Origin of the sequence: Streptacidiphilus sp. MAP12-16 (assembly GCF_041262165.1) — a bacterium.
Lineage (GTDB): Bacteria > Actinomycetota > Actinomycetes > Streptomycetales > Streptomycetaceae > Streptacidiphilus.
Window position 1 is genome coordinate 177,886 of the sequence record NZ_JBGCBY010000011.1, and the last position, 23,985, is coordinate 201,870.

Genomic DNA, 23,985 nt, shown 5'->3' on the forward strand with positions numbered 1-23,985 from the left:
TTGCCGCGCGCGGTGGTTACCAGGCACAGCGGTTACCAGGCGTAGTCCTCCGGGGCCGGGCGGTGACCGGGGAAGATCTCGTCGAGTCGGTCCAGGGCCGCCGAGTCGAGCTTCAGCTCCAGCGCCTTCAGCGCGGTGTCCAACTGTCCACCCGTGCGCGGGCCGACGATGGGTGCGGTGACGGCGGGCTGGTGCAGCAGCCAGGCGAGGGCGACCGTGCCCGGCTCGTGGCCCAGCTTGTCGCAGAAGTCCTCGTACGCCTGCAGCTGTTCGCGCTGAGCCACCGTCAACTTCGCTGCACGGTCCGCGCTCCGACCGCCCTGCTCACCGGCCTTGCGCAGCACGCCACCCAGCAGCCCGCCCTGGAGCGGGGACCAGGGGATGACGCCGAGACCGTGGTACTCGGCCGAAGGCAGCACCTCCAACTCGACCGTGCGCGCGAGGAGGTTGTAGAGCGACTGCTCGGCGACCAGGCCGAGGAAGTCGCGCTTGGCGGCGGCGGCCTGGGCGGTGGCGATGTGCCAGCCGGCGAAATTGCTGCTGCCGACGTAAAGGATCTTGCCCTGGGCGACCAGCACCTCCATGGCCTGCCAGATCTCCTCCCACGGCGTGGCCCGGTCGACGTGGTGCATCTGGTAGACGTCGATGTAGTCGGTCTGGAGGCGCTTGAGGCTGGCATCGACGGCGTGCCGGATGTTCAGCGCGGACAGCTTGTCCTCGTTGGGCCACTTGTCGTGGCCCTCGGCGTTCATGTTGCCGTAGAGCTTGGTGGCCAGGACGGTGCGCTCGCGGCGGCCCCCGCCCTCGGCGAACCAGGTGCCGAGGATCTCCTCGGTCCGGCCCTTGTTCTCGCCCCAGCCGTAGACGTTGGCTGTGTCGAAGAAGTTGATGCCGTCCTGGTGCGCGGCATCCATGATCAGGTGGGCGTCAGCCTCGGTGGTGAGCGGACCGAAGTTCATCGTGCCCAGGCAGAGGCGGGACACGGACAGGCCGGTGCGGCCGAGTGAGGTGTACTCCATGACACCACCCTCACCCCAACCCGGTCCCGTTGTCGAGGGCGCCGATAGTCGCTGGTACTGAACGGTGCGGCACGGAAGATGCGGCACCGAACAGTGTCAGTGCACCAGAACGGCCGTGGGGCTGGAGATTCGATCCTGCACCAGTGGCCCGCCGACGTAGTGGCGTCCCAACAGCCGGGCCCGGAACTGCTCCGAGCCGCGCCCGGTGGCCCGGACGTCCACCGCCACCGTCTGGAAGGGGCGCCAGTTGCAGGCGATGGTGCGCCAGCCGCTCCAGGCGGTCTTCTGGTCGATGCACAAGTAGGTGAGGCGCATGCCGTCGTCGCCGCCGGTGCCGGTGACGTGCACCGACTGGCCCAGCCGCAGGGCGTGGGTGGAGACCGTCACGGCTATGCCGGACTTCGCCGAGGCGGTCCCGGCGCCGAGGACGAGCGCGCCGAAGGCGAGCGTGGACGCGGCCACCGCCGCGGTGAGACCGCGCAGAGCGCGCCGCGGCGGGCTGGACTGGGTCGTGCCCGGCTGCGGCGCGGCGGTCCGCGGCGTCGTTCCGTGCTCGGACCTGCTGAGCTCTGCTATGAACGGCAAGGTGATCTCTCCCCCGTGAGTCGGTCGCGTTCGATTCTCGCGTACTGCCGTGCTCACATCATCCTCACCCCTCCGGCTGCACGGAACCACTCATCCGGAGCAGTCCGGTAGGCTTGCCCCGATCGAAGGGGAGTAGCCCCCACCGGACCGTCGACATACTGGCTGGCCCGCGCTCTGCGTGGACCGCCCGGCGCCCGGGGCATCGTGCGAACGGTGCTGGTGAGACCTTCGGCCGCAGTACTCCAGGTTGTTTGAACCGCCGCGAGTGCTGCCGTGCCGAAGCGACCCCGAAAACGGATCCTGAAGGCAGGGCAGTACTTCTGACCTTCAAGGACGTCCCTGACGTGAGCATCACCGTCGCCGCGATCACCTTCGGCATCATCTTCCTCGCCGAACTGCCCGACAAGACCGCCCTGGCCAGCCTGGTGCTCGGTACCCGCTACCGCGCCGGCTACGTTTTCGTCGGCATCGCCGCCGCCATGGCCGTGCAGGTGGGCCTCGCCATCGCGGCCGGCAGCCTGCTGGCGCTGCTTCCGCACCGCTGGCTGGAGACCGTCGTCGGCCTGCTCTTTCTCGGCGGGGCGCTGATGCTCCTGCTGCAGAAGGAGGAGGACGAGGAGGAGGGCGCCGTGAAGGAGCCGACCTCGACCGGCTTCTGGCGAGTGGCCGGCACGGGCTTCCTGGTGGTCCTGATCGCCGAGTTCGGTGATCTGACCCAGATCACCACGGCCAACCTGGCGGCGAAGTACACCGATCCGCTGGCCGTCGGCCTGGGCTCGTGGCTCGCCCTGTGCGCCGTGTCCGCGCTCGCGATCGTCGGCGGCCAGAAGCTGATGAAGCACGTGCCGCTGCGCGTGATCACCAGGGTGGCAGCCGTGATCATGCTGGTGCTGGCCGCAGTGAGTCTCTTCGGAGCGGTCACCGGGTGACCGTTATCGCTGCAGGGAGGCCATCATCGCTTGGGAGTTCGGCCCGTAGACGCCGGCCGGGTCGCCCTGCACGTTGTACCAGTACTGGAACTGCTCGACGTCCCGCTCGGTGCGCTGGTCGAAGGTCCCGGTCGGACTGCGATTGGTGATTCCCAGGTCGCGCAGCTGGCTCTGGAGTGTGTCCACCGCAGGGCCCTGGTCACCGAGTTGAAGGCTCTGCGCGCCGGCACCGGGGGCGGCGGACGTGGGGCCGGTGGCCCCCGGGCTGCTGGACGCTGTGCTCTTGGGCGGGGTGACGCCGGAACGGCTCGGGGAGGCGGAGGCGACCGCCGAGGACGACGGGGTCGGCTTGGCAGTGCGGTGGACGAGTGTGTGGGACGCCGTCGGACGGGCGGTCAGCGAGGGGTGGGCCGACACGGCCTGGGGCGAGACGGAGGCGGATGCCGCGTCCGATCCGGAACTGGGCAGCGGCGCCGTCACTCCGGGCTGAGGCATGGCCTCATTGACCGTTCCTCCGCCGAGCAGATGAGGGACCAGCGCCGCGGCGACGCCCAGGCCCGCCACGGCCAGCGCGCCCGCACCGATGAGGGCGGCCCGCCGCCCCCGGCCCGCCGTCGGCGGACCGACCGCGGAGCGTCTGTCGACCCCGCCCCCGCCGGCGGCGTAGGGGGCGACCGGCCCGCCCGGCCGGTAGGGGACGAGCTGACCACCCGAGCGCGGCTCCGGGATCGGGGCGGACTCGGAGAACTGCGCGGGCCCGGAGAACTGCGCGGCTTCCGAGAACTGCGCGGCCGCCGGGAACAGTGCGGTGTCGCGCGTCTGGCCGTCGGGGCGCACCGGCGGCTGCACGGCGTACGGAGGGTAGACCGCCTCAGCCCCCTGCGGCAGGTACTCCTCGCCCTCTGCCGGGTCGACCGACTCGACCGGATGCACATAGGGACGGACCAGCTCGGGACCGCCGACCACCGGGATGATCGTAGTCTCGGCCTCGCCCCCGCCTCCCTCTCCACACCCGCACCGGTCCGCCGTCTGCGGCCTGCCGCACACGCCACAGAGCTGACCCGCCATCTTCCCCTCCACCGTCTGTCGAACGGTGACCGATTATGCAGGACAACCCTGCGACAGGGCAGATCCGTCCACCACCTCTTCTTCGCCCGGTTCCGCGCCGCCGGTGTCTCCCCCTGACGTCACGACAGCACCCGCCCCGGCGCGTCCATCGAGTTGTCGGCCAACTCCTTGAGCATGGCCACCAGGTCCGCGTGCTGTTCCGGGGACCAGCCCTCGAGCTTCTCGTTCAGCAGGGCCAGCCGCGCCTCCGTGAGTTTTCTGACGATCTCGTCGCCCTCCGGGGTCAGCGTGATCAGCCCGGAGCCGTCCTTCTGGATCCGCCCGGCGGCGAGCATCGTGTCCAGCTTGGGCCGGACCTCGTCGATCGTCACCTTGTTGCGGCGGCAGATCTCCTCCTCCGAGATCGGCCCCGCGTTGTGCAACCGGAACAGCCCGTACGCCTGCGGGACGCCGATGTCCACACCCGCCCGGTCGATCGCCCGGCCGTAGCGCTCCCAGATGTTCTCCCGACTGGCGAGCCGGGTGACCATGTTCTCGATCTCCTCCGCTGAGGTCCGGGAGGTGAGCAGCCCGGCCGCCTCGCCCTGCTGCGCCGTGCGGTTGGCCGTGCGCAGCGGCACCTCGCGCAGGAACAGCGACAGCACGAACGCCACCACCGCGATCCCGGCCGCCACCAGGTACACCGTCTGCAGCGAGACCGCGTAGATGTGCAGGAAGGGCTCGACCAGGGGCTTCTGCGCCGGCGGGACCTTCTGCACGATGGTCGGGTTGGCCAGGACCTGCTTCACCGGGAACAGGGGTGACAGGGTCCCGTCGGACAGGGCGCTGGAGATATTGGAGTTGAGCCGGTTGTTGAGCACCGTGCCGAAGATCGAAGCGCCGAACGAACCGCCGATGGAACGGAAGTAGGTCACGCCGGAAGTGGCGGTGCCCAGGTCGGAGAAGTCGGTGGCGTTCTGCACCGCGATGATCAGGACCTGCATCACCATGCCGAGACCGAGGCCCAGCACCAGCATGTAGAGGCCCATGACCGTGGAGCTGGTCTTCTCGTCCACCTGGGCCAGCAGCACCAGGGAGACCGCGGTGAGCGCGGTGCCGAAGATCGGATAGATCTTGTACCGACCGGTCCGGCTGATGAGCTGTCCGGTGCCGATGGAGGTGATCAGCAGGCCCGCCATCATGGGTAGCAGCCGCAGGCCGGAGGTGGTCGGCGAACTGCCGTTGACGACCTGCATGTACAGCGGGATGTAGGACAGCGCGCCGAACATGCACAGGCCGATCACGAAGCCCATGCCGGAGCAGACGGTGAAGACCGGGTTGCGGAACAGGCGCAGCGGCAGCACCGGCTCGTCCACCCGCTGCTCGACCAGGATGAACGCCGCGATCAACAGCACGGCGCCGATCCCGCAGCCCCAGACCTCGATCGAGTTCCAGGCCCAGGTGGTGCCCCCCAGGCTGGCGATCAGCACCAGGCAGGTGGAGGCGGCGGCGAGCAGGAAGGTGCCCAGGTAGTCGATCTTCGGCCGGACGTCCGGGTGCTTGGCCTTCAGCGCGGACGCGATCACGAACAGGGCGACGGCGCCGACCGGAAGGTTGACGTAGAAGACCCAGCGCCAGTTGATGCTGTCCACCAGGAAGCCGCCGAGCAGCGGCCCGACGACCGAGGAGACGCCGAAGACCGCGCCGATCACGCCCTGGTAGCGACCCCGGTCCCGAGGCGGCACCACGTCCGCGATGACCGCCATCGCCAGCACCATCAACCCGCCGCCGCCCAGGCCCTGCAGTGCGCGGAAGGAGATCAGCTGGAGCATGTTCTGGGACACCCCGCAGAGCGCGGAGCCGATCAGGAAGATGACGATGCAGATGATGAAGACGTACTTGCGGCCGAAGAGGTCGCCGAGCTTGCCCCAGAGCGGAGTGGTCGCGGTGGCGGCCAGCAGATAGGAGGTGACGACCCAGGAGAGGTGGTTGGCGCCGCCGAGGTCGCCGACGATGGTGGGCAGGGCGGTGGAGACGATGGTCTGGTCCAGGGCCGCCAGGAACATCCCCAGCATGACGCCGAGGAAGACCAGCCTGACCCGTTGCGGCTCCTCCTGGATCGGTGCCGCGTCTGCCCCGTCTACGGCTGTCTGCTGCTGGGCCATCGACCCCTCCGCTACCTGGTGGACTGGCCATCAGCGTTTCAGCGGAGGCGGGCGGCTGCCTGTGGAGTAGTCCGAACGGGCGAGCGCGGTCAGCGGCTGCAGACGTCGGCCGTGGGAGTCGGCCGCGTACTGGGCTACGCGTACTGGGCTACGCGTGCTGGGTTACGCGTGCTGGGTTACGCGTACTGGACCGGCAGCTCCTTGACGCCGTTCAACCAGGCGGAGCGGAGCCGGCGCGGTTCGCCCACCAGGCGGATGCCGGGGACGGTGTCGGCGATGGCGTTGAAGACCAGGTCGAGTTCCAGCCTGGCCAGGTTGGCGCCGAGGCAGAAGTGCGGTCCGCCGCCGCCGAACCCGAGGTGCGGGTTGGGGTCCCGCAGGACGTCGAACATCTCGGGCTGGTCAAAGACCTCGGGGTCGTTGTTGGCGGAACTGTAGAAGATGCCGACCCGGTCGCCCTCGGCGATCTTCGCCCCGCCGAGTTCGGTGTCCCTGGTCGCGGTGCGCTGGAACGACATCACCGGGGTCGCCCAGCGGACGATCTCGTCGGCGGCGGTGTGCGGGCGGCGCTCCTTGTAGAGCTCCCACTGGTCGGGGTGGGTGAGCAGGGCGTGCATCCCGTGGCTGGTCGCGTTGCGGGTGGTCTCGTTCCCGGCTACGGCGAGCAGAAGGACGAAGAAACCGAACTCGTCCGAGCTGAGGTTGCCCTGCCCCTCGGCGTTGACGAGTTGGGTGACGATGTCGTGGGCGGGACAGCCCTTGCGCTCTTCGGCGATGCCCATCGCGTACATCATCAGCTCGACCGCAGACTGCGTGCCGGTCTCCGGAGTGATCCCGAGCTCCGGGTCGTCATAGGCGATCATCTTGTTGGTCCACTCGAAGATCCTGGCGCGGTCCTCCTGAGGGACGCCGATGAGCTCGGCGATGGCCTGCAGCGGCAGCTCGCAGGCGATGTCGCGGACGAAGTCGCCGCTCCCCTCCTTGCGCGCGGACGAGACGATGCGTTCGGCTCGGTCGCGCAGGGTCTGCTGCATGGCGTTGATGGCGCGGGGGGTGAAGCCGCGCTGGACGATCTGCCGGAGGCGGGTGTGCTCGGGCGGGTCCATGTTGAGCATGATCAGCTTCTGGCCCTCGATCCCGGAGGGGTCGATGTCGGGGTGGAAGCGGATGATCGCGGTGTTGGTCGTGGAGGAGAAGGTCTCGGGGTGGACCGACACCTCCTTGACGTCCGCGTGCCTGGTGACGGCCCAGTAGCCCCCGTCGTTGAAGCCCGTGGTGCCCGGCTGCTGAGGGATCCAGCACACCGGCTCGGTGCGGCGCAGAAGTGCCAGCTCGGGAAGGGGAACCCGGTGCTGGTTGATGTCGGGATCGGTGAAGTCGAAGCCGTCGGGCAGAGCCGGGCAGGTCATCGGGGCCTCCGAGTCAACTGACGAGGCGTCAGATCTGAGACTCGACGGTAGTAACGCGTTCTAGTCCGCGCAAGAGCCTTGCGCGGGTGCGGTCGCGGAGAATACAAAGGGGTCCAGAACTAGAACGCGTATCAGTTCTCTTCGGCGCCCCCTGGGTGCCGGGGCTTCCGGAGGGCGAGTCATGGCCGCTGAACCCGTCATCGTCGAAGCAGTGCGCAGTCCGATCGGCAAGCGAGGCGGAGCCCTCGCCAACCTTCACCCCGCCTATCTGCTGGGGGAGACCTTCCGCGAGCTGCTGGCGCGTACCGGCGTGCAGCCGGATGTCATCGAACAGATAGTGAGCGGGACGGTCACCCACGCTGGTGAGCAGTCGATGAACCCGGCCCGCACGGCCTGGCTCGCGATGGGCCTCCCCTACGAGGTCGCCGCGACCACCGTGGACTGCCAGTGCGGGTCCTCGCAGCAGGCCAACCACATGGTCGCCAACATGGTCGCGGCTGGCGTCATCGACGTCGGCATCGCCTGCGGCGTCGAGTCGATGTCGCGGGTCCCGCTCGGCAGCGCCTCGGCGCACGGTCCCGGGCGTCCGTTCCCCGAGGAGTGGAACGTCGACCTGCCCAACCAGTTCGAGGCCGCGGAGCGTATCGCCAGGCGGCGCGGGCTGACCCGTACGGACGTCGACCGGCTCGGCCTGCTCTCGCAGGACCGGGCGGCCAACGCCTGGGCCGAGGAGCGCTTCAAGCGGGAGACCTACGCCGTCCAGGTGCCCACCACCGAGGCCGAGCAGCACGCCGGACAGGGCATGTGGCGACTGGTCGACCGCGACGAGGGGCTGCGGGACACCTCGGCGGAGGCGTTGGCCAACCTCAAGCCGGTGATGCCGACCGCGATCCACACGGCGGGCAACTCCTCGCAGATCTCGGACGGGGCCGCCGCCGTGATGTGGGCGTCGCGTCGCGCCGCCCGCGCCCTCGGGCTCGCCCCGCGCGCCCGTATCGTCGCCCAGGCCGTGGTCGGCACTGATCCGCACTACCACCTGGACGGCCCGATCGACGCGACCCGCGCGGTGCTCGGCAAGGCCGGGATGAAGCTCGCCGACATGGACCTGGTCGAGATCAACGAGGCCTTCGCCTCGGTCGTGCTCTCCTGGGCGCAGGTCATGGAAGCCGACATGGCCAAGGTCAACGTCAACGGCGGCGCCATCGCGCTCGGCCACCCGGTCGGCTCCACCGGTGCCCGGCTGATCACCACGGCGCTGCACGAACTGGAGCGTTCGGACAAGGAGTTCGCACTGGTCACCATGTGCGCGGGCGGGGCGCTGGCGACCGGGACGATCCTGCAGCGGCTCTGACGCAGCCACTGGGCCGCGGTTCCGCCATTGGGAAGGGGCGGGGGCCGGGGACTCGGACGGGGCTCACTCGGGGAGGGGACGGGCGCGGGGCTCGGACGGGGATGGGGCTCGGATGGGGACGGGGGCGGCGCGGTGGGGACCGCGCCGCCCCCATCCCTGCCGGGTAGCGTCAGGTCCATGCCGATCCGGGGAGGACGCATGGCCAGGCACATCATCGTGCTGACCACGACCGACACCGCCGAACGCGCCGCCGATCTCGCCCGCGCGGCCGTCGCGGCCAGAGCTACCGCATGCGCGCAGATCGACGGGCCGATCCGGTCGGTGTACTGGTGGGAGGGCGCGGTCCAGGAGGAACTGGAGTGGCGGGTCAGCTACAAGCTGCCCGCTGAGAAGTACGAGGAGCTCGAGCAGCTCATCAAGCGGGTGCACACCTACGAAACCCCGGAGATCGTCTCCATGGACGTTCCCCGGGGCAGCGCGGAGTACCTCGGCTGGCTCGACACCGAGACCGCGCCCCGCTGACCGACCCGTCGGCGAGCTCAGCGGGGTGGCGTCCACTGCTGCGAACGGGCCTCGAGGCAGGATCCGACGCCTGATCCCGCGCGCACTCGCGTCTCCGGGGTGACGATGGTAAAAGCCATCCCCCGAGTCGGCAGGGAGCGCGACATGACCGACGACACGCGTATAGGCACCCCCGGCACCTTCGAGTTCTCCGCACCCGACGGCGTACTGCGCATCGAGTGGATCGGAGAGGACGCCGCTGCGGAATCGCGAGCCCGCGAGCGAGCTGAAACGATCGAGAAGGAGTGTGGCGGCGAGTTCCTCGTCACCCTGATCCGGCGGCTGACGCCGGACGGCTGGAACAGCGTCCCGCGCTACGCGGACGCGATCTGACCGGGACCTGCGCCCACGCCTGTGCCTGTGCCCACCTCCTTCACGCACCGCGCCGGGGACGGAGGCGCGTGCGGTCGGCCTGGCTGCGTACGCCCTGCATGTGCCGGTCGATCTACGTGACGGCGTCACCCCGGCTGCGGCGGCTGGAAGCTCGTGGGGGCGTCGAAGGCGGCGCGGCGGGAGGCGCGGCGGAGGGCGGCGAGGAGGGGATGGCCGAGGGTGAGGCAGAGCACCGCGGTGAGGACGCTGCGGGGTATGTCCCAGCCCATGGCGGTGGCCAGGTGGTACGTCAGGAAGCGGGCCAGGTTGGCGCCGAGCGGGTCGCCGGGGACATACGAGATGCCGCTGCCGAGCCCGGCGATGTAGGGCCAGCCCTGGAGGTCCATGACCAGCCCGTACAGCTCGGCCGACACCGCCCCGTAGCCGGCGAGCAGCCACAGCTCGCCGCGTCCGCGCAGGGCGGCGGGGCGGGGGAGCAGGCCCGCGCCGAGGCAGACCCAGCCCATGGCGAGCATCTGGAACGGCAGCCAGGGGCCGACTCCGCCGGTGAGCAGCGCGGAGGCGAAGAGGGAGACGTTGCCGAGGACGAAGCCGAAGCCCGGCCCGAGGACCCGTCCGGACAGGACCATCAGGAAGAACGTCGGCTCGAGGCCCGCCGTACCCGCGCCCAGCGGTCGCAGGGCCGCACCCGCTGCCGCGAGGACACCGAGCAGGGCGATGGATTTGGCGTCCAGACCCGCCTGCCCGCCGGTGGCGACCCGGCCTTCGGAGATCTGGGCGACGACGACGGCGAGCAGGAGCGGGAGGAGGGCGGCGAACAGCCAGGGGGCATCGCCGGAATGGGCGAGGCTGGAGGTGGGTGCGGCGAGGAGCGGCCAGCCGAAGGCGACCACGCCGATCGCCGCGATCAGCAGCAGCATGGCGGTGGAACGGCGGCCGAGCGGGACGGGACGGGCGAGGGAGGACCGGTCGGGGGTGGGGACGGCGGGTGCGCTGCCGGTCAGGTTCACGGGGCTTCCCCTCGCGACCGGTCAGGGCCGTCGGCGAGGCCTTCGGTGAGGGCTTCAGGGAGGGCTTCGGTGAGGGCTTCCGGGAGGGCTTCAGGGGGGGCTTCGGCCAGGGCGTCGGTGACCTGGCGGACCGTCAGCCACGGTTCGGGGCTGAGGATCTTGGCGACCTGTGGTGCGAACGCCGGGGAGGACACCACGATGTCCGGCGTCGGGCCGTCCGCGACGATCTCGCCCTCGGCGAGGATCACCGTGTGATGGGCCAACTCGGCGGCGAGTTCCACGTCGTGGGTGGCGAGCAGTACCGCGTGTCCCTCGGTGGCGAGGTCGCGGAGGATGGCGACGAGCCGGGACTTCGCGGCGTAATCGAGTCCGCGGGTCGGTTCGTCCAGGAGGATCAGGGCGGGCCGGGCGGTGAGGATGACGGCGAGCGCGAGAGTGAGGCGCTGGCCCTCGGAGAGGTCGCGCGGGTGGATGCCGCCGGGGATGCCCGGGACCAGGCGTTCTACGAGGGCGCGGCAGGTGCCGGGCGTGGAGCCGGTGTCGCGGTCGGCGGCGGCACATTCGGCGTCGACGGTGTCGCAGTAGAGCAGGTCGCGCGGCTCCTGGGGGACGAGCCCGACGTGGGGGAGGAGCGCGACGGGCTTGGCCCGGTGCGGGGTGAGACCGCCGACGTCGATCCGGCCGGAGCTGGGGGCGTGCAGGCCGACCAGTGCGCCGAGGAGAGTCGACTTGCCGGAGCCGTTGCGTCCCATCAGCGCTGTGATCTCGCCGGGGCGGAGGGTGAGGTCGACGCCGCGCAGCGCTTCGACACCGCCGCGCCGGACGGCGAGGGCGGTGACGGCGGCGGCAGGGGGCGTGGAAGCGGCCACGGATGCCGGCGCCGGCGCCGGGGCGCGACCCGCGAGCCGGGCGCGGAGCGGAGCGGCCCTGCGCCGGGCGTCCCGCACCGAGAGCGGCAGCGGTGACCAGCCCGCCGCGCGGCCGAGGGCCACGACGGGCGGGTGGACCGGGGAGACGGCCATGACCTCGGCGGGCTCGCCCATCAGCGGCGGCTGCCCGCCGCCGGGGAGCAGGATGATTTGGTCGGCGTACTGGGCCACGCGTTCCAGGCGGTGCTCGGCCAGCAGCACGGTCGTGCCGAGGTCGTGGACGAGGCGCTGCAGGACGGCGAGGACTTCCTCCGCCGCACCCGGATCCAGGGCCGACGTGGGCTCGTCCAGGACGAGGATCTGCGGGTGGACGGTGAGCACCGAGCCGATGGCGACGCGTTGCTGCTGGCCGCCTGAGAGCGTGGCCAGCGGACGGGCGCGCAACTCGGCGAGGCCGAGCAGGTCGAGGGTCTCCTCGACCCGACGCCGCATCACCTCCGGCGCGAGGCCCAGGGATTCCATGCCGTAGGCGAGTTCGTCCTCGACGGTGTCGGTGACGAAGTGGGCCAGGGGGTCCTGGCCGACGGTGCCGACCACGTCGGCGAGGTCGCGGGGCCGGTGGGTGCGGGTGTCCCGGCCGGCCACGGTGACCCTGCCGTGCAGGACGCCGCCGGTGAAGTGCGGGACCAGGCCGCTGACGGTTCCGAGGAGGGTGGACTTCCCGGAGCCCGAGGGCCCGACGAGCAGGCAGAGCTCGCCCTCGGGGATGGTCAGGTCCAGGCTTGTCAGTGCCGGGTGCGAGGCTTCGGGGTAGGTGACGGAGACCTGCTCGAAGGTGATCATCGGCTTCCCTTCACACGGGGCGGGACGGGTGCGGCGAAGGCGGGGAGCAGGCCGAGGAGGACGGCTGCGGCGGGCAGCAGCGGGAGCGTCGGTGCGGCGAGCGGGACCGCAGGCGGGTTGAGGGCTTCGGCGTAGGCCGGTCCGAGGCTGACCATCAGCGCGGCGACGGCGATGCCCGAGCCCGACACCAGCCACTCGCGCCAGGCCCACGGGTCGGGCCGGTAGCGGGTGCGGACGGCGCGGCGGCCGCCCAGCACCAGGCCGGTGACCGCGGCGAGGGTGCCCAGCGCCAGGACCGGCAGGGCCCAGGCGGTGCCGTCCGCGCCGAGCAGTCCGTACGCGGCGACGCAGATGCCGAGCAGGCCGGAGAGGGTCAGTGCGGCTGTCGTGCGGCGGACGGCCAGGGGTATGTCCGTGGTGCGGCCGAAGCCGCGGGTGTCCATGGCGGCGGCCAGGCTGACGGACCGTTCGAGGGCGCTCTCCAGGAGGGGTATGCCGATCGTGAGGAGTGCCTTCGCGCCGCGCTCGGTGCGTCCGCGCAGGCGGCGGGCGGCCCGGAGCCGCCGCACGTCCGTGACCAGGTTCGGCGCGAAGGTGAGTGCGACGACTACGGCGACCCCCGCCTCGTACAGCGCGCCCGGGAGGGAGCGCAGCAGCCGGGCCGGGTTGGCGAGGGCGTTGGCCGCACCGACGCAGGCGAGCAGGACGGCGAGTCTCAGCGCGTCGTACAGCGCGAAGAGGAGTCCTTCCAGGCTGACCGGGCCGCCGAGTTGGACCCCGCGCGCCCAGGAGGGGAGCGGGATCTGGGGCAGGGTGAAGAGGATGTGGGTACCTGGGATGGGCGAGCCGAGGACTGTGAAGAACACCATCCGGATGGCGAGGACCAGCAGGCCCAGTTTGAGGAAGACGCTGTAGGAGTGCGCCCAGGGGGCGTCGGTGCGGCGGGCGGCGACGACATATCCGGCCACGGCGGTGGTCAGCAGCAGGAGCAGCGGGTTGGTGGTGCGGGAGGCGGCGGTGGCCAGGCCGAGCGCCCACAGCCACCAGGCACCTGGGTGCAGGTGCCGTTGCGGTGGCGGTGGGAGCGGCATGGAGGTGGTCCTGACGGCCTTCGGGGATGTGGCTGCGGTGAACTGAACGAGTGCGCGGAGGAGAGACGGAGGCGGACTGGTCGTGGTCGCGGTCAGTCGTACCTGCGGTCAGTAGTACCCGCGGTCAGTCGTGCCTGCGGCGGCGGGTCTGCCAGTAGCCGGCTCCGGCGAGGGCGAGGATCAGGGCGGCTCCCAGGAGCCACCCCGCGGTTCTCGCGGGGGCGGTGGGGGTGGATGTCGCCGGGGCGGCGCTGGTGGAGCTGCTGCCGGTGGCCCCCGTGCCTCCGGTGGCCGTGCTGGTTCCGCTGACGACGTCGCCGCAGCCGGTCCTCGGGTATCCGGAGATCGCGCAGAGGATGCCGTTGCTGTCGTACCGCAGCGGCGGCGCGACCTGGGCCAGGAGCTGGGCGGAGCTGGCGTCCGGGTCGAGAGTCGCGCAGCTGGTCATCAGGGTCGGCGGCGTCGATCCTGACGGTGCGTCAGCCGCCGTTCCGTAGTCGATGACGACCGCGACGCGTTTCTTGCCGCTCACGGCGGGGGTCCTGGCGCAGGCGGTGGCGAAGTCGGGCGCGGAGCGCGGCTTCACCGCGTCCGCGCTGTCCGCACTGATGCCGAAGCGCCAGCCGTCGACCGAGCCGTCCGCCGGGCGGTAGGTGTTCGGGCCCGCCTGCTGGTACGTCCAGCTGGTGCCTGAGCCCTCCCAGAAGGACCAGTAGCGGTAGCTCGACGCCGAGGCCGGGGTGACGGCGACGACGAGGGCCAGGACCAGGGCGGAGAGGAGAGCGGTGACGAGCGGGCCCGCCACTGCCCCCGTACGGCGCGTAGTCATCCGCGCTTGCTCCGGCTGAAGCTGACGAAGAGGCCGATGCCGGCGCCCGCGACCAGTCCGACGCCGATGATCCACCAGGGGGAGAAGCCGCTGCCGGACGTCTTGGCCGGAGCGCTGGCGACGGCGGATGCGGCGGGAGCGGAGGACGCGGGCGTCGCGGCCGGGGTGGGACCGGTGGCCTCGAGCTGGGTGACCAGGTCCGCGGTGCCGAAGCGGTGCGGGTCCAGGCCGGTGGCGCGCGCGTCGAGGATCAGCGTGGCCAGGGCGGCGGGGGAGGGGGTGCCGTTGTTCTGCGCCCAGGGGGCACCGTTGTCGCGCAGCCACTGGGCCGCGCGCCTGGCGTCGTCGGGTCGGCCGCTACCGGCGAGGGAGAGAACCGCCCAGCCGGTGCTGGCGTAGTCGGTGGTCGGGCTCGCGCCCGCGAGCTGGCTGGTCAGGTGCTCGCCGCCGGAGCTGAGGCGCTGCGCCAGGTACTGCGAGGCGGCCGCCGCGGAGTCCGAGCAACTCGCCGAAGCGGACGCGGCGGTCGACGCCGAAGGCGTCGGGGCTGCCGCGCCGGTCGGTGCGGCCACGGGCAGGAACGCGCCACCCGCCGCGAGCGCGGCCTGCGCCGAGGAGGCGTCGTTGGCGACGAGCTTGCCCGACTTGTCCGGCTGGTAGGCGAATGCGCCCTGCTCGGCCATGGCAGCGGTGCAGCCGAGCTGGAGGGCGTGCAGCCCGTCGACACCGCTCTTGCCGCTCTTTCCGACGAGGGTGGCCGGGTCCGTCTTCGCCGCGTCGAGCGCGGAGACGACGAGGCCGGTGGAGTTGCCGTCACTGGGCGAGCCCGGGTTGTAGGCCCAGCCGCCGTCCGCGTTCTGGATCTTCCGGTACCAGGCCACGGCCTTGCTCACGGCGGCGTCGTGCCCGCCGAGCGCGACCAGGGCCTGGACGGCGACCGCGGTCGCGTTGGTGTCCTCGGTCGCGGCCGTGCAGCCCTTCGCCGGGGTGGCGTCGTACGAGGGCCAGCCGCCGTCCGCGCACTGCTGGCCGGTCAGCCAGCCGACCGCGGAGTCCGCCGGGGTGACCCCCTGGGTGTGCAGGGCGATCAGGCTGAGTCCCTGCCGCCACACTCCGTCGTAGGTCGGGTCGCTCTTGCCGTAGAGCCCGGCGGGAAGCGGTGCCGCGCTCGGGCTGGCGGAGGCGGCGAAGGCGGGCGCGGCCGTACCGGCGAAAACGGCGGCGGTCAGCGCGACGGCGCCCAGACGGGCGGCGGTGAGCATGGTTGGTTGTGCCTTTCGGAGAGCGGGGGCGATCCGTAGACCTCGACGGGGCCGCTCGCTTCCTGGAGGGTGCTCCGGCTCTACGGTTGCGGGTCAGCGCCGGAATCGAACCGGCTTTCCCCGCCAGGATGCGGATCAAGTGGTGCGGTCACTGTATCCGGCGCCCGGTGTTCCGCCTGCGGCTCCCCCTGCGGCTCCCCCTCGGGTCCCCTTCGCTGGTCGCTCGTGGCGTGTTCTGGGTCACAGGGCGCGGTAGAGCGCGGGCTCGGTGTCGGAGAGCTCCTCGGCGAGGCCGGTCTTGACGAGACGTCTGACGTGCGCGGCCGCCTCGGAGAGGGCCAGATGACGGGGGATGAACCCCAGTTCCTCCCAGGGGCGGTTCCAGTGCATGCGCTGGGCGGCCTGCCAGAGTGTCAGTGGCTCGTGCTTGAGTTGCGTGAGCAGGTCGGCGAGGCGGACGGCGTGGTGGTCCAGCAGCTCGCGGACCCGGCCGGGTGCGTCCGCGAACCTGTACTGGTGCGCGGGGAGGACTTCCGCGGGCGCCAGGGCGGCGATGCGCTCCAGCGAGTCGAGGAAGTCGCCGAGCGGGTCGGTCGGCTCGTCGCCCGGGTTCTCCGGGTAGAGGCTGACGATCGGGCTGATGGTGGGGAGCAGATGGTCGCCGGAGAGCAGGCGGCTGGGGTGATCGGGTTCGTTCAGATACAGGCAGACGTGGCCGGGGGTGTGCCCGGGCGTCCACAGCACGCGGAGATCGCGGCCGGGGACGCCGGCTGACTCGCCGTGCACCAGCTCGCGGTCGGGGACGGTGTCGGCGATGGGTGCGCCGGAGCTGCCGAAACTGCTGAGCCCGTCGAGGTGCTCCTGCGGGACGCCGGCGGTGCGCATCAGCTCCGCCATCCGTCCGAGCCAGCGGGCCGGCCGGGTGTCGTGCAGCGCCCGGACGACCTTGGCCTCCGCGCCGTGCATGGCGATCCAGGCGCCGGACTGCTCCTGGACGTGGGCGGAGAGGCCGTGGTGGTCCGGGTGGTGATGGGTGACGAGCACGCCGTGCACGTCGGCGAGGGAGAAGCCGGCGGCGTCCAGGCCCTCGGCGAGGGCGGTGCGGCCGGCGGGATCGTCCCATCCGGTGTCGACCAGGACCGGGCCGCGGTCGCTCTCCAGCAGGTAGACCAGCGTGTAGCGGAGGGGGTTGTCCGGGATGGGGACGGTGATGCTCCAGACACCGCCGCCGATGTCCTGGGTCGCGGGCGGTGCGGGCAGCGCTCGGGGCTGGGGCTTCGCGGCCGGTGGCGTCTCGACGGGCGGCGTCTCGACGGGCGGCTTCTCGGCGGGCATGGTGCCGTCCTCTCCGAGCTCACTGAGTAGAACGCGTTCCTTGTATGGCGCAACTAGTCGGGCAGCCTACTGCACGACCGTTGCCCTCAATAAGTAGAACTGATATCAGTTCTATTAACCGCCATAAGTGACGGTTCGTCAGCTTGGAGGCCGGGTCATGACCGAGGTAGTGGAGTACGGCGAACTCTTCATCGGCGGGGAGTTGGTGCCACCCGCCGGGCAGGACGTCATCGAGGTGGTCTCCCCGCACACCGAGCAGGTCATCGGCCGCGTGCCGCACGCCTCCCGCGCCGACGTCGACCGGGCCGTCGCGGTCGCCCGCCGGGCCTTCGACGAGGGCCCGTGGCCGAGGATGACGCTGGCCGAACGGCTCGCCGTCGCCGAGCGGATCAGGGACGGCATCGCGGCGCGGGCGGACGAGCTCGCCCGCGTCATCAGCTCCGAGAACGGCTCGCCGTACTCCTGGAGCATCCTGGCCCAGGCCTACGGGCCGATGATGATCTGGGACGCGGCGATCACCACCGCACGCGAGTTCGCCTTCGAGGAGCACCGGGACGGGGTGCTCGGTCCGATCCTGGTGCGCCGCGAGCCGGTCGGCGTGGTCGCCGCCGTGGTCCCGTGGAACGTGCCGCAGTTCGTCGCGGCGTCCAAGCTCGCGCCGGCGCTGATCGCGGGGTGCACCGTGATCCTCAAGCCCTCGCCGGAGACTCCGCTCGACTCCTACATCCTGGCCGAGATCGTCCGAGAGGCCGGACTGCCGGAGGGCGTGCTGAGCATCCTCCCCGCCGACCGCGAGGTCAGCGAGTACCTGGTGGGCCACGAGGGGATCGACAAGGTCTCGTTCACCGGCTCCGTCGCCGCCGGGAAGCGGATCATGGAGGTGGCCTCGCAGCACCTCACCCGGGTCACCCTTGAGCTCGGCGGCAAATCCGCCGCGATCCTGCTTCCGGACGCGGACCTGGAGGCGGCCGTCGCCAACCTCATGGGCTCCGCCTACATGAACAACGGTCAGGCCTGCGTCGCCCAGACCCGCATCCTCGCCCCCCGCGCCCGCTACGACGAGATCGCGGACCAACTGGTGGCGGCCGTCGACGCGCTCGTCGTCGGCGACCCGCTGGCCGAGGCCACCCAGATCGGGCCGCTGGTCACCCGCCGCCAGCAGCAGCGCAACCTCGACTACATCCGGATTGGCCAGGAGGAGGGCGCCAAGGTCCTCACCGGCGGGGGCGTTCCGGCGGCGCAGTCCACCGGCTGGTACGTCGAGCCGACGCTGCTCGGCGGTGTCGACAACCGGATGCGGGTCGCCCGGGAGGAGATCTTCGGCCCGGTGGTCTGCCTGATCCCGTACGAGGACGAGGCGGACGCGCTGAAGATCGCCAACGACTCGGACTACGGCCTCTCCGGCAGTGTCTGGTGCGCTGACGTCGAGCACGGCATCGACGTGGCTCGGCAGGTGCGGACGGGGACGTTCTCGGTGAACACCTTCAGCCTGGACTTCAAGGGCCCGTTCGGCGGCTACAAGCAGTCCGGCATAGGCCGCGAGTTCGGCCCGGAGGGGCTGGACTCGTATCTGGAGGCCAAGACTGTCCACCTGCCCCAGGGCTACCTGGCGCCGGGCGCGGACACAGGTGCCGGCGCGGGCACGGGAGCGGAGGGCTGATGGGCGACCGCTGGCGGGTGGAGGTGGACCGGTCGGTGTGCATCGGTTCGGGGCTGTGCGTCGCCTCCGCCCCGGACGGCTTCCGCCTGGACGGCGGGCGCCAGTCGCATCCCGTGACGGAGGAGGCGGACGCGTCCGAGGCGCTGCTCGCCGCGGCCGAGAGCTGCCCGGTCGAGGCGATCGCGTTGCGCATCGCCGGCAGCAGCGAACCGGTCTTCCCGCCGGAATGAAGGGCTCTGGGAGGGTGCTGGGGATCTAGGCCGGATCAGGGAGCGGTGTCCTGCGGCTTCGATTGCAAGGCGGAGGAGGGAGCCAACCGTGGTTGGTTGGCGACCGACGACAACGCGGCAAGCGGAGTCGCAGGACACCGCGAGCCCGGCCTAGATGTACTGACCACGGAGGTTGGTGACGGGGGTCACTGCTGAGGGATCTTGAAATGGGTGAGGGCCTTCTGGCTTGGTGTGGATTGCGACATCTGCACCGGCACTCAGAAAGGCCCTCATGGCACACCGTAACGCACCACTGACCGAGACCGGACGGCTGCGCCTGGCCCGCTGCGTGGTCGACGACGGCTGGCCGCTGCGTCGCGCGGCGGAGCGCTTCCAGGTCTCCGCGACCACGGCCAAGCGCTGGGCCGACCGCTACCGCGAACTGGGCGAGGCGGGCATGAGCGACCGCTCCTCACGGCCGCACCACAGCCCGCGCCAAACCCCGACCCGCACCGAGCGCAGAATCATCAAGGTCCGCATACTGCGCCGCTGGGGCCCGGCCCGCATCGCATTCCTGCTGCGGTTGAACCCGGCCACCGTGCACCGGGTGCTGACCCGCTACCGCCTCGCCCGCCTGGCCCACCTCGACCGCGCCACCGGACGGGTGATCCGACGCTACGAACACACCGCACCAGGCGAGTTGGTGCATGTGGACATCAAGAAACTCGGCAACATCCCCGACGGCGGCGGCCACCAGGTGCTGGGCCGCCAGGCCGGGCGCAAGAACCGTTCCAGCGCCGGCTACAGCTACCTGCACAACGCCGTCGACGACCACTCCCGCCTGGCCTACAGCGAGATCCTCACCGACGAGCGCAAGGACACCGCCGCCGGATTCTGGACCCGTGCCCAGGCGTTCTACGCACGCGCCGGGATCACCGTCCAGCGCGTCCTGACCGACAACGGCTCCTGCTACCGCTCCCGGACCTGGCGCGACACCCTGACCGCCGCCGGCATCACCCACAAACGCACCCGCCCCTACCGGCCGCAGACCAACGGCAAGGTCGAGCGCTTCAACCGCACCCTGCTCAACGAATGGGCCTACGCGAAGCCCTACCGCACCGAGCAGGAACGACGCGACGCCTACCCCGCCTGGATACACGCCTACAATCACCACCGCGGACACACCGCCCTGAAAGGCCAACCACCCGCCAGTCGCGTCCCCAACCTCACGGGTCAGTACACCTAGATCCCCAGCACCCTCCCAGGGGGGTGTGCCGTCGTGGGGGACGGCACACCCCCACCGCGCTACTCGGCCAGCAGCCTGCACGCGGTCTCCAGGTCGATCCGGACCTGGGCGATGGAGGCACGTCCGGAGAGCCAGGTGACCAGCGCCGAGTGCCAGGTGTGCTCGATCACGCGGACGGCGGCGAGCTGCTCGCGGCTCGGCGGGTGGTCCAGCCCCATCGCCTCGGTGATCAGCACCGCGGTGAGGCGACTGACCTGGTCCACCTCCGCGCTGACGGAGCGGTCGGCGAAGGTCAGCGCCCGCACCATGGCCTCGGCGAGCTGCGGCTCGCGCTGGAGACCGCGGAAGGTCCGCATCAGCGTCTCGGTCACCCGCGCGCCCGGCTCCTCCGCGGACGGCGGGTGCTTGCGCAACTGCTCCTGCATCAGCTGGAGCTGGTCCTGCATGGTGGCGACCAGCAGGTGCACCTTGGAGGGGAAGTAGCGGTACAGCGTGCCCAGGGCGACGCCGGAGCTCTCCGCGACCTCGCGCATCTGCACCGCGTCGAAGCCGCCGCGCGAGGCGAGTTGGGCCGCCGTGTGCAGGATGCGCCGACGGCGGGCCTCCTGCCGCTCGGTCAGCGGCGGCGCGGCCGGCGGTCTGGGGCTGGTGGTCATCGGGCGGTCCCCCAGTCTGGTGGTGCCTCTGGGCTCGCCCCGATTCGGGGGCGGGACTACTGGTTTCCCGAATGATGGCGCAGAGTCCCAGGGTGGCGCGAATCACCTGCCCTGCCCCGGAGAGCCCCGCTACGTGCCGGTAACCTCAAGGTCTCCCTACGCTTCATCATTGGAACGTGTTCTAGATTACCCTGGCCGGGGCAGCCGTCGGGAGTGCGTGGGGGGCAGCGGGCGACCGAGCAGGCCGACGGCGACGACAGAGGAGAAGAATCCCAGGTGACCAGTGCTGCGCGGGACGCTGTGCCCGCTGACCGGCCGCTGCGGATCGCGTTGCTCTCCTACAAGGGCAACCCCTTCTGTGGTGGGCAGGGCGTCTACGTCCGCCATCTCTCCCGCGAACTCGCCCGGCTCGGGCACGACGTGGAGGTCCTGGGCGGACAGCCGTACCCGGTCCTCGACGAGGTCGAGACCGGCGGGAAGCTCGGTTTCACGGAGATCGCCAGCCTGGACCTCTACCGCCAGCCGGACCCGTTCCGTACGCCCAGGCCGCGCGAGTTCCGAGGTCCGGTCGACCTGCTCGAGGTCGCGACCATGTGGACCGGTGGCTTCCCCGAGCCGCTGACGTTCAGCCTCCGCGCGCGGCGGCACCTCGCGCTGCACCGGGGCCGCTACGACGTGGTCCACGACAACCAGACGCTCGGCTACGGCCTGCTCGGCCTTGACCGGATCGGGTTCCCCCTGGTCACCACCATCCACCACCCCATCACGGTGGACCGCGAACTCGACCTGGCCGCCGCCGAGGGCCTCAGGCGGCAGCTGTCCGTCCGCCGCTGGTACGGCTTCACCCGCATGCAGCGCCGCGTCGCGCAGCGCCTGGACTCGATCCTCACCGTCTCGCAGAGCTCGGGACGCGAGATCACCGAGCACCTGGGCGTCCGACCCGACCGGGTCCACGTCGTCCCCATCGGCGCCGACGTCCGCCTGTGGTCGCCGGACGCGTCCGTCCCCGTGGTCCCCGGACGGATCGTCACCACCTCCAGCGCCGACGTCCCGCTCAAGGGCCTGATCCACCTGATCGACGCCCTCGCCAAGGTCCGCACCGAGCGCGACGCGCACCTCGTCGTCGTCGGCAGGCGGCGCGAGGACGGCCCCGTCGCGGAGGCGATCCGCCGACTCGGCCTCGAAGGCGCCGTGGAGTTCCGCGGCGGCATCGACGACGACGCGTTCGTGGACCTGGTGCGCAGCGCAGAGGTTGCCTGCGTGCCCTCGCTGTACGAGGGCTTCTCGCTGCCCGCCGCCGAGGCCATGGCCACCGGCACCCCGCTGGTCGCCACCACCGGCGGCGCCATCCCCGAGGTGTCCGGACCCGACGGCGAGACCTGCCTCGCCGTGCCCCCGGGCGACCCCGGCGCGCTGGCCGCCGCCCTCGGCCGCCTGCTGGACGACCCCGAGCTGCGCCGCCGGATCGGCGCGGCCGGACGCGAACGAGTGCTGGCCCGATTCACCTGGGAACGCGCCGCCGAGCTCACCGCCGAGCGCTACCGCGAGGCCATCGCCACCGGCACCGGGCAGCGCGCCCGCGCGGGCAACGGGTGGCGCTACGTGTAGGCCGCGGCTGCCCGCCCCGCAGCCCGAGCGCCGCCGCCCGAGCGCCCTGCCGGCCCTGCTTTTCCGATCTGACGTGCATGACCTGCATGACGTGCCCGATGTGAATGGAGCCCCGCGACCGTGCTGACCGTCGACTTCTCTCGATTCCCGATCGCCCCGGGCGACCGGGTGCTCGACCTGGGCTGCGGCGGAGGCCGGCACGCCTTCGAGGTGTACCGGCGCGGCGGCCGCGTCGTCGCCCTGGATCGCAACGCCGAGGAGATCCGCGAGGTCAAGCGCTGGTTCGCGGCCATGGACGAGGCGGGCGAGGCCCCGGCGGGTGCGTCCGCCGTCGCGATGGAGGGCGACGCGCTCGCGTTGCCCTTCCCCGACGACAGCTTCGACAAGGTCATCATCTCCGAGGTGATGGAGCACATCCCCGACGACAAGGGCCTGCTCGCGGAGATGGTGCGGGTGCTCAAGCCCGGCGGCTCGATCGCGATCACCGTTCCGCGCTGGCTCCCCGAGAAGGTCTGCTGGGCCCTCTCCGACGCGTACCACGAGGTCGAGGGCGGTCACATCCGCATCTACCGCGGCGACGAGCTGCTGGAGAAGATGCGCGGCGCGGGCCTCGACCCCTATGGCACGCACCACGCGCACGCGCTGCACTCCCCGTATTGGTGGATCAAGTGCGCGGTCGGCGTCGACAACGACAAGGCGCTGCCGGTGAAGGCATACCACCAGCTGCTGGTCTGGGACATCGTCGGCGCCCCGGTGATCAGCACGCTCACCCGCGCCGCCGAGAAGACCCTCAACCCGCTGATCGGCAAGAGCTTCGTGGCGTACGCGACCAAGCCGCGCAACGAGCTGCGGGAGCGCGGGTGACCGCGGGGACCGAGCCGGTCGCCGTTCCCGAGGCGCTCGTGCTGCCCGGCGTACTCGACGCCGGGCAGGCAGCGGCGACGGTCCGCAGCATCCTGGCCGACCAGCGTGCGGACGGGGCCATCCCGTGGTTCGCCGGCGGCCACCTCGATCCCTGGGACCACACCGAGGCCGCCATGGCGCTGGACGTCGCCGGCGAGCACTCCGCCGCCGAGGCCGCCTACCGCTGGCTGATGGGTCATCAGAACCCGGACGGCTCCTGGTACTCCGCCTATACGGACGACGTGGTGACGGACCGCAGCCGCGAGTCCAACTTCTGCGCCTACATTGCCGTAGGGGTCTGGCACCACCACCTCGCGACCGGTGACGACGCCTTCCTGGAACAGATCTGGCCCACCGTCAGCCGCGCCGTCGCGTTCGTCCTCGAACTTGAGCGCGCCGACGGAACGATCGCCTGGCGGCGTGACGAGGACGGCACCGTGCCCGACGAGGCACTGCTCACCGGCAGCTCCAGCGTCCACCACGCGCTGCGCTGCGCCCTCGCCATCGCCGACTACCTGGAAGAGCCACAACCCGACTGGGAGCTGGCGGCCGGGCGGCTCGGCCACGCGGTCGCCTGCCACCCCGAGCGGTTCCTCGACAAGGACCGCTACTCCATGGACTGGTACTACCCGATCCTCGGCACGGCGCTGCGCGGCGCCGCGGCCAAGGAGCGCATCGAGCGGGACTGGGACCGCTTCGTGGTGCCAGGACTCGGTGTGCGCTGCGTCTCCGACCGGCCCTGGGTGACCGGCGGCGAGAGCGCCGAACTGGCCCTGGCGCTCTGGGCGGTGGGCGAGTCCGACCGCGCCGTCGAGATCCTGCGCTCAATCCAGCACCTGCGCCACGAGGACGGCGGCTACTGGACCGGGTACGTGTTCGAGGACGACGCGGTGTGGCCCGAGGAGCGCACCACCTGGACGGCGGGCGCGCTGCTGCTCGCGGTGGCGGCGCTCGGCGGGGACGAGGCGACGACCACGGTGTTCGACGGGGCGCAGCTGCCGTCGGGGCTGCCCGACGACTGCTGCTCGGGCCGCCGGGCCGACCGCTGACCGCGCGGTCGGCTTC

The 23,985-nt window shown here is 71.4% G+C and carries 22 protein-coding genes and 1 riboswitch; of the genes, 10 read left to right on the forward strand and 12 right to left on the reverse strand.

What is annotated here, in order from left to right:
- Positions 1 to 32 precede the first annotated feature (32 nt).
- Together ABIA33_RS17240 and ABIA33_RS17245 are read right to left on the reverse strand one after the other, a co-directional pair.
- Complete coding sequence (locus ABIA33_RS17240; RefSeq protein WP_370082391.1) at positions 33 to 1,019, reverse strand: aldo/keto reductase; 987 nt, start codon at positions 1,017 to 1,019, stop codon at positions 33 to 35.
- Between the two features lie 96 nt (positions 1,020 to 1,115).
- The gene (locus tag ABIA33_RS17245; protein WP_370082393.1) at positions 1,116 to 1,604 is read right to left on the reverse strand and encodes a hypothetical protein; all 489 of its coding nucleotides are present in this window, start codon (positions 1,602 to 1,604) and stop codon (positions 1,116 to 1,118) included.
- 344 nt (positions 1,605 to 1,948) lie between these two features.
- On the opposite strand from ABIA33_RS17245, the gene ABIA33_RS17250 reads away from it, so the two are divergent.
- Entirely contained in the window at positions 1,949 to 2,533 is a 585-nt protein-coding gene (locus tag ABIA33_RS17250; protein ID WP_370082395.1) for a TMEM165/GDT1 family protein, read from the forward strand.
- Positions 2,534 to 2,536: 3 nt separating this feature from the next.
- On the opposite strand, the gene ABIA33_RS17255 is transcribed toward ABIA33_RS17250, so the two are convergent.
- The 3 genes from ABIA33_RS17255 to ABIA33_RS17265 all read right to left on the reverse strand — a co-directional run bounded on the left by ABIA33_RS17255 (position 2,537) and on the right by ABIA33_RS17265 (position 7,154).
- Positions 2,537 to 3,499: a peptidoglycan-binding protein gene (locus ABIA33_RS17255; protein WP_370082397.1), complete on the reverse strand. Its 963-nt coding sequence runs from the start codon at positions 3,497 to 3,499 to the stop codon at positions 2,537 to 2,539.
- A 221-nt stretch (positions 3,500 to 3,720) separates the two neighbouring features.
- A complete protein-coding gene (locus ABIA33_RS17260; protein ID WP_370082399.1) occupies positions 3,721 to 5,745 on the reverse strand; it encodes a DHA2 family efflux MFS transporter permease subunit in 2,025 nt (674 codons plus the stop codon).
- Between the two features lie 176 nt (positions 5,746 to 5,921).
- Positions 5,922 to 7,154, reverse strand: coding sequence for a cytochrome P450 (locus ABIA33_RS17265; protein ID WP_370082401.1), 1,233 nt, complete (start codon positions 7,152 to 7,154; stop codon positions 5,922 to 5,924).
- Between the two features lie 181 nt (positions 7,155 to 7,335).
- On the opposite strand from ABIA33_RS17265, the gene ABIA33_RS17270 reads away from it, so the two are divergent.
- From ABIA33_RS17270 to ABIA33_RS17280, 3 genes are all read left to right on the forward strand, one after another.
- Positions 7,336 to 8,505 (forward strand): steroid 3-ketoacyl-CoA thiolase, encoded by a 1,170-nt coding sequence (locus ABIA33_RS17270; RefSeq protein WP_370082403.1) that lies wholly within the window; start codon positions 7,336 to 7,338, stop codon positions 8,503 to 8,505.
- A gap of 198 nt (positions 8,506 to 8,703) precedes the next feature.
- A complete protein-coding gene (cutA, locus tag ABIA33_RS17275) occupies positions 8,704 to 9,027 on the forward strand; it encodes a divalent-cation tolerance protein CutA (protein WP_370082405.1) in 324 nt (107 codons plus the stop codon).
- A 144-nt stretch (positions 9,028 to 9,171) separates the two neighbouring features.
- On the forward strand, positions 9,172 to 9,399 hold the full coding sequence (locus ABIA33_RS17280) for a hypothetical protein (protein ID WP_370082407.1): 228 nt from the start codon (positions 9,172 to 9,174) through the stop codon (positions 9,397 to 9,399).
- Between the two features lie 125 nt (positions 9,400 to 9,524).
- On the opposite strand, the gene ABIA33_RS17285 is transcribed toward ABIA33_RS17280, so the two are convergent.
- The 6 genes from ABIA33_RS17285 to ABIA33_RS17310 all read right to left on the reverse strand — a co-directional run bounded on the left by ABIA33_RS17285 (position 9,525) and on the right by ABIA33_RS17310 (position 16,638).
- Complete coding sequence (locus ABIA33_RS17285) at positions 9,525 to 10,319, reverse strand: ECF transporter S component (RefSeq protein ID WP_370082508.1); 795 nt, start codon at positions 10,317 to 10,319, stop codon at positions 9,525 to 9,527.
- Positions 10,320 to 10,405: 86 nt separating this feature from the next.
- On the reverse strand, positions 10,406 to 12,121 hold the full coding sequence (locus ABIA33_RS17290) for an ABC transporter ATP-binding protein (protein ID WP_370082409.1): 1,716 nt from the start codon (positions 12,119 to 12,121) through the stop codon (positions 10,406 to 10,408).
- On the reverse strand, positions 12,118 to 13,212 hold the full coding sequence (locus ABIA33_RS17295; RefSeq protein ID WP_370082411.1) for a CbiQ family ECF transporter T component: 1,095 nt from the start codon (positions 13,210 to 13,212) through the stop codon (positions 12,118 to 12,120). Before ABIA33_RS17295 ends, ABIA33_RS17290 begins: the two co-directional genes overlap by 4 nt.
- A 124-nt stretch (positions 13,213 to 13,336) precedes the next feature.
- Positions 13,337 to 14,041, reverse strand: a complete 705-nt coding sequence (locus tag ABIA33_RS17300; RefSeq protein ID WP_370082413.1) for an SCO2322 family protein — start codon at positions 14,039 to 14,041, stop codon at positions 13,337 to 13,339.
- A complete protein-coding gene (locus ABIA33_RS17305; RefSeq protein ID WP_370082415.1) occupies positions 14,038 to 15,303 on the reverse strand; it encodes a prenyltransferase/squalene oxidase repeat-containing protein in 1,266 nt (421 codons plus the stop codon). The genes ABIA33_RS17300 and ABIA33_RS17305 overlap by 4 nt, the downstream gene beginning before the upstream one ends.
- 46 nt (positions 15,304 to 15,349) lie before the next feature.
- Positions 15,350 to 15,459: riboswitch (cobalamin riboswitch) on the reverse strand.
- A gap of 84 nt (positions 15,460 to 15,543) precedes the next feature.
- Complete coding sequence (locus ABIA33_RS17310; RefSeq protein WP_370082417.1) at positions 15,544 to 16,638, reverse strand: MBL fold metallo-hydrolase; 1,095 nt, start codon at positions 16,636 to 16,638, stop codon at positions 15,544 to 15,546.
- Positions 16,639 to 16,795: 157 nt separating this feature from the next.
- On the opposite strand from ABIA33_RS17310, the gene ABIA33_RS17315 reads away from it, so the two are divergent.
- The 3 genes from ABIA33_RS17315 to ABIA33_RS17325 all read left to right on the forward strand — a co-directional run bounded on the left by ABIA33_RS17315 (position 16,796) and on the right by ABIA33_RS17325 (position 19,753).
- Complete coding sequence (locus tag ABIA33_RS17315) at positions 16,796 to 18,298, forward strand: aldehyde dehydrogenase (protein ID WP_370082419.1); 1,503 nt, start codon at positions 16,796 to 16,798, stop codon at positions 18,296 to 18,298.
- Positions 18,298 to 18,528, forward strand: coding sequence for a ferredoxin (locus ABIA33_RS17320; protein WP_370082421.1), 231 nt, complete (start codon positions 18,298 to 18,300; stop codon positions 18,526 to 18,528). Before ABIA33_RS17315 ends, ABIA33_RS17320 begins: the two co-directional genes overlap by 1 nt.
- Positions 18,529 to 18,799: 271 nt before the next feature.
- The gene (locus ABIA33_RS17325; RefSeq protein ID WP_370082423.1) at positions 18,800 to 19,753 is read left to right on the forward strand and encodes an IS481 family transposase; all 954 of its coding nucleotides are present in this window, start codon (positions 18,800 to 18,802) and stop codon (positions 19,751 to 19,753) included.
- A 59-nt stretch (positions 19,754 to 19,812) separates the two neighbouring features.
- Here ABIA33_RS17325 and ABIA33_RS17330 read toward each other — a convergent pair whose 3' ends face one another.
- Positions 19,813 to 20,409: a TetR family transcriptional regulator gene (locus tag ABIA33_RS17330; protein WP_370082425.1), complete on the reverse strand. Its 597-nt coding sequence runs from the start codon at positions 20,407 to 20,409 to the stop codon at positions 19,813 to 19,815.
- A gap of 276 nt (positions 20,410 to 20,685) precedes the next feature.
- Here ABIA33_RS17330 and ABIA33_RS17335 point away from each other — a divergent pair, with 276 nt between their 5' ends.
- The 3 genes from ABIA33_RS17335 to ABIA33_RS17345 all read left to right on the forward strand — a co-directional run bounded on the left by ABIA33_RS17335 (position 20,686) and on the right by ABIA33_RS17345 (position 23,969).
- Entirely contained in the window at positions 20,686 to 22,017 is a 1,332-nt protein-coding gene (locus ABIA33_RS17335) for a glycosyltransferase family 4 protein (protein ID WP_370082427.1), read from the forward strand.
- A 120-nt stretch (positions 22,018 to 22,137) separates the two neighbouring features.
- Complete coding sequence (locus ABIA33_RS17340) at positions 22,138 to 22,881, forward strand: methyltransferase domain-containing protein (RefSeq protein WP_370082429.1); 744 nt, start codon at positions 22,138 to 22,140, stop codon at positions 22,879 to 22,881.
- The gene (locus tag ABIA33_RS17345) at positions 22,878 to 23,969 is read left to right on the forward strand and encodes a prenyltransferase (protein ID WP_370082431.1); all 1,092 of its coding nucleotides are present in this window, start codon (positions 22,878 to 22,880) and stop codon (positions 23,967 to 23,969) included. Before ABIA33_RS17340 ends, ABIA33_RS17345 begins: the two co-directional genes overlap by 4 nt.
- Positions 23,970 to 23,985 lie beyond the last annotated feature (16 nt).

Bases quoted from the DNA above. Each gene is read 5' to 3' on its own strand.
- ABIA33_RS17240 (WP_370082391.1), bottom strand. From the start codon at position 1,019: ATGGAGTACACCTCACTCGGCCGCACCGGCCTGTCCGTGTCCCGCCTC.
- ABIA33_RS17260 (WP_370082399.1), bottom strand. From the start codon at position 5,745: ATGGCCCAGCAGCAGACAGCCGTAGACGGGGCAGACGCGGCACCGATC.
- ABIA33_RS17265 (WP_370082401.1), bottom strand. From the start codon at position 7,154: ATGACCTGCCCGGCTCTGCCCGACGGCTTCGACTTCACCGATCCCGAC.
- ABIA33_RS17270 (WP_370082403.1), top strand. From the start codon at position 7,336: ATGGCCGCTGAACCCGTCATCGTCGAAGCAGTGCGCAGTCCGATCGGC.
- cutA (WP_370082405.1), top strand. From the start codon at position 8,704: ATGGCCAGGCACATCATCGTGCTGACCACGACCGACACCGCCGAACGC.
- ABIA33_RS17280 (WP_370082407.1), top strand. From the start codon at position 9,172: ATGACCGACGACACGCGTATAGGCACCCCCGGCACCTTCGAGTTCTCC.
- ABIA33_RS17285 (WP_370082508.1), bottom strand. From the start codon at position 10,319: ATGCTGCTGCTGATCGCGGCGATCGGCGTGGTCGCCTTCGGCTGGCCG.
- ABIA33_RS17290 (WP_370082409.1), bottom strand. From the start codon at position 12,121: ATGATCACCTTCGAGCAGGTCTCCGTCACCTACCCCGAAGCCTCGCAC.
- ABIA33_RS17295 (WP_370082411.1), bottom strand. From the start codon at position 13,212: ATGCCGCTCCCACCGCCACCGCAACGGCACCTGCACCCAGGTGCCTGG.
- ABIA33_RS17300 (WP_370082413.1), bottom strand. From the start codon at position 14,041: ATGACTACGCGCCGTACGGGGGCAGTGGCGGGCCCGCTCGTCACCGCT.
- ABIA33_RS17305 (WP_370082415.1), bottom strand. From the start codon at position 15,303: ATGCTCACCGCCGCCCGTCTGGGCGCCGTCGCGCTGACCGCCGCCGTT.
- ABIA33_RS17310 (WP_370082417.1), bottom strand. From the start codon at position 16,638: ATGCCCGCCGAGAAGCCGCCCGTCGAGACGCCGCCCGTCGAGACGCCA.
- ABIA33_RS17315 (WP_370082419.1), top strand. From the start codon at position 16,796: ATGACCGAGGTAGTGGAGTACGGCGAACTCTTCATCGGCGGGGAGTTG.
- ABIA33_RS17320 (WP_370082421.1), top strand. From the start codon at position 18,298: ATGGGCGACCGCTGGCGGGTGGAGGTGGACCGGTCGGTGTGCATCGGT.
- ABIA33_RS17325 (WP_370082423.1), top strand. From the start codon at position 18,800: ATGGCACACCGTAACGCACCACTGACCGAGACCGGACGGCTGCGCCTG.
- ABIA33_RS17330 (WP_370082425.1), bottom strand. From the start codon at position 20,409: ATGACCACCAGCCCCAGACCGCCGGCCGCGCCGCCGCTGACCGAGCGG.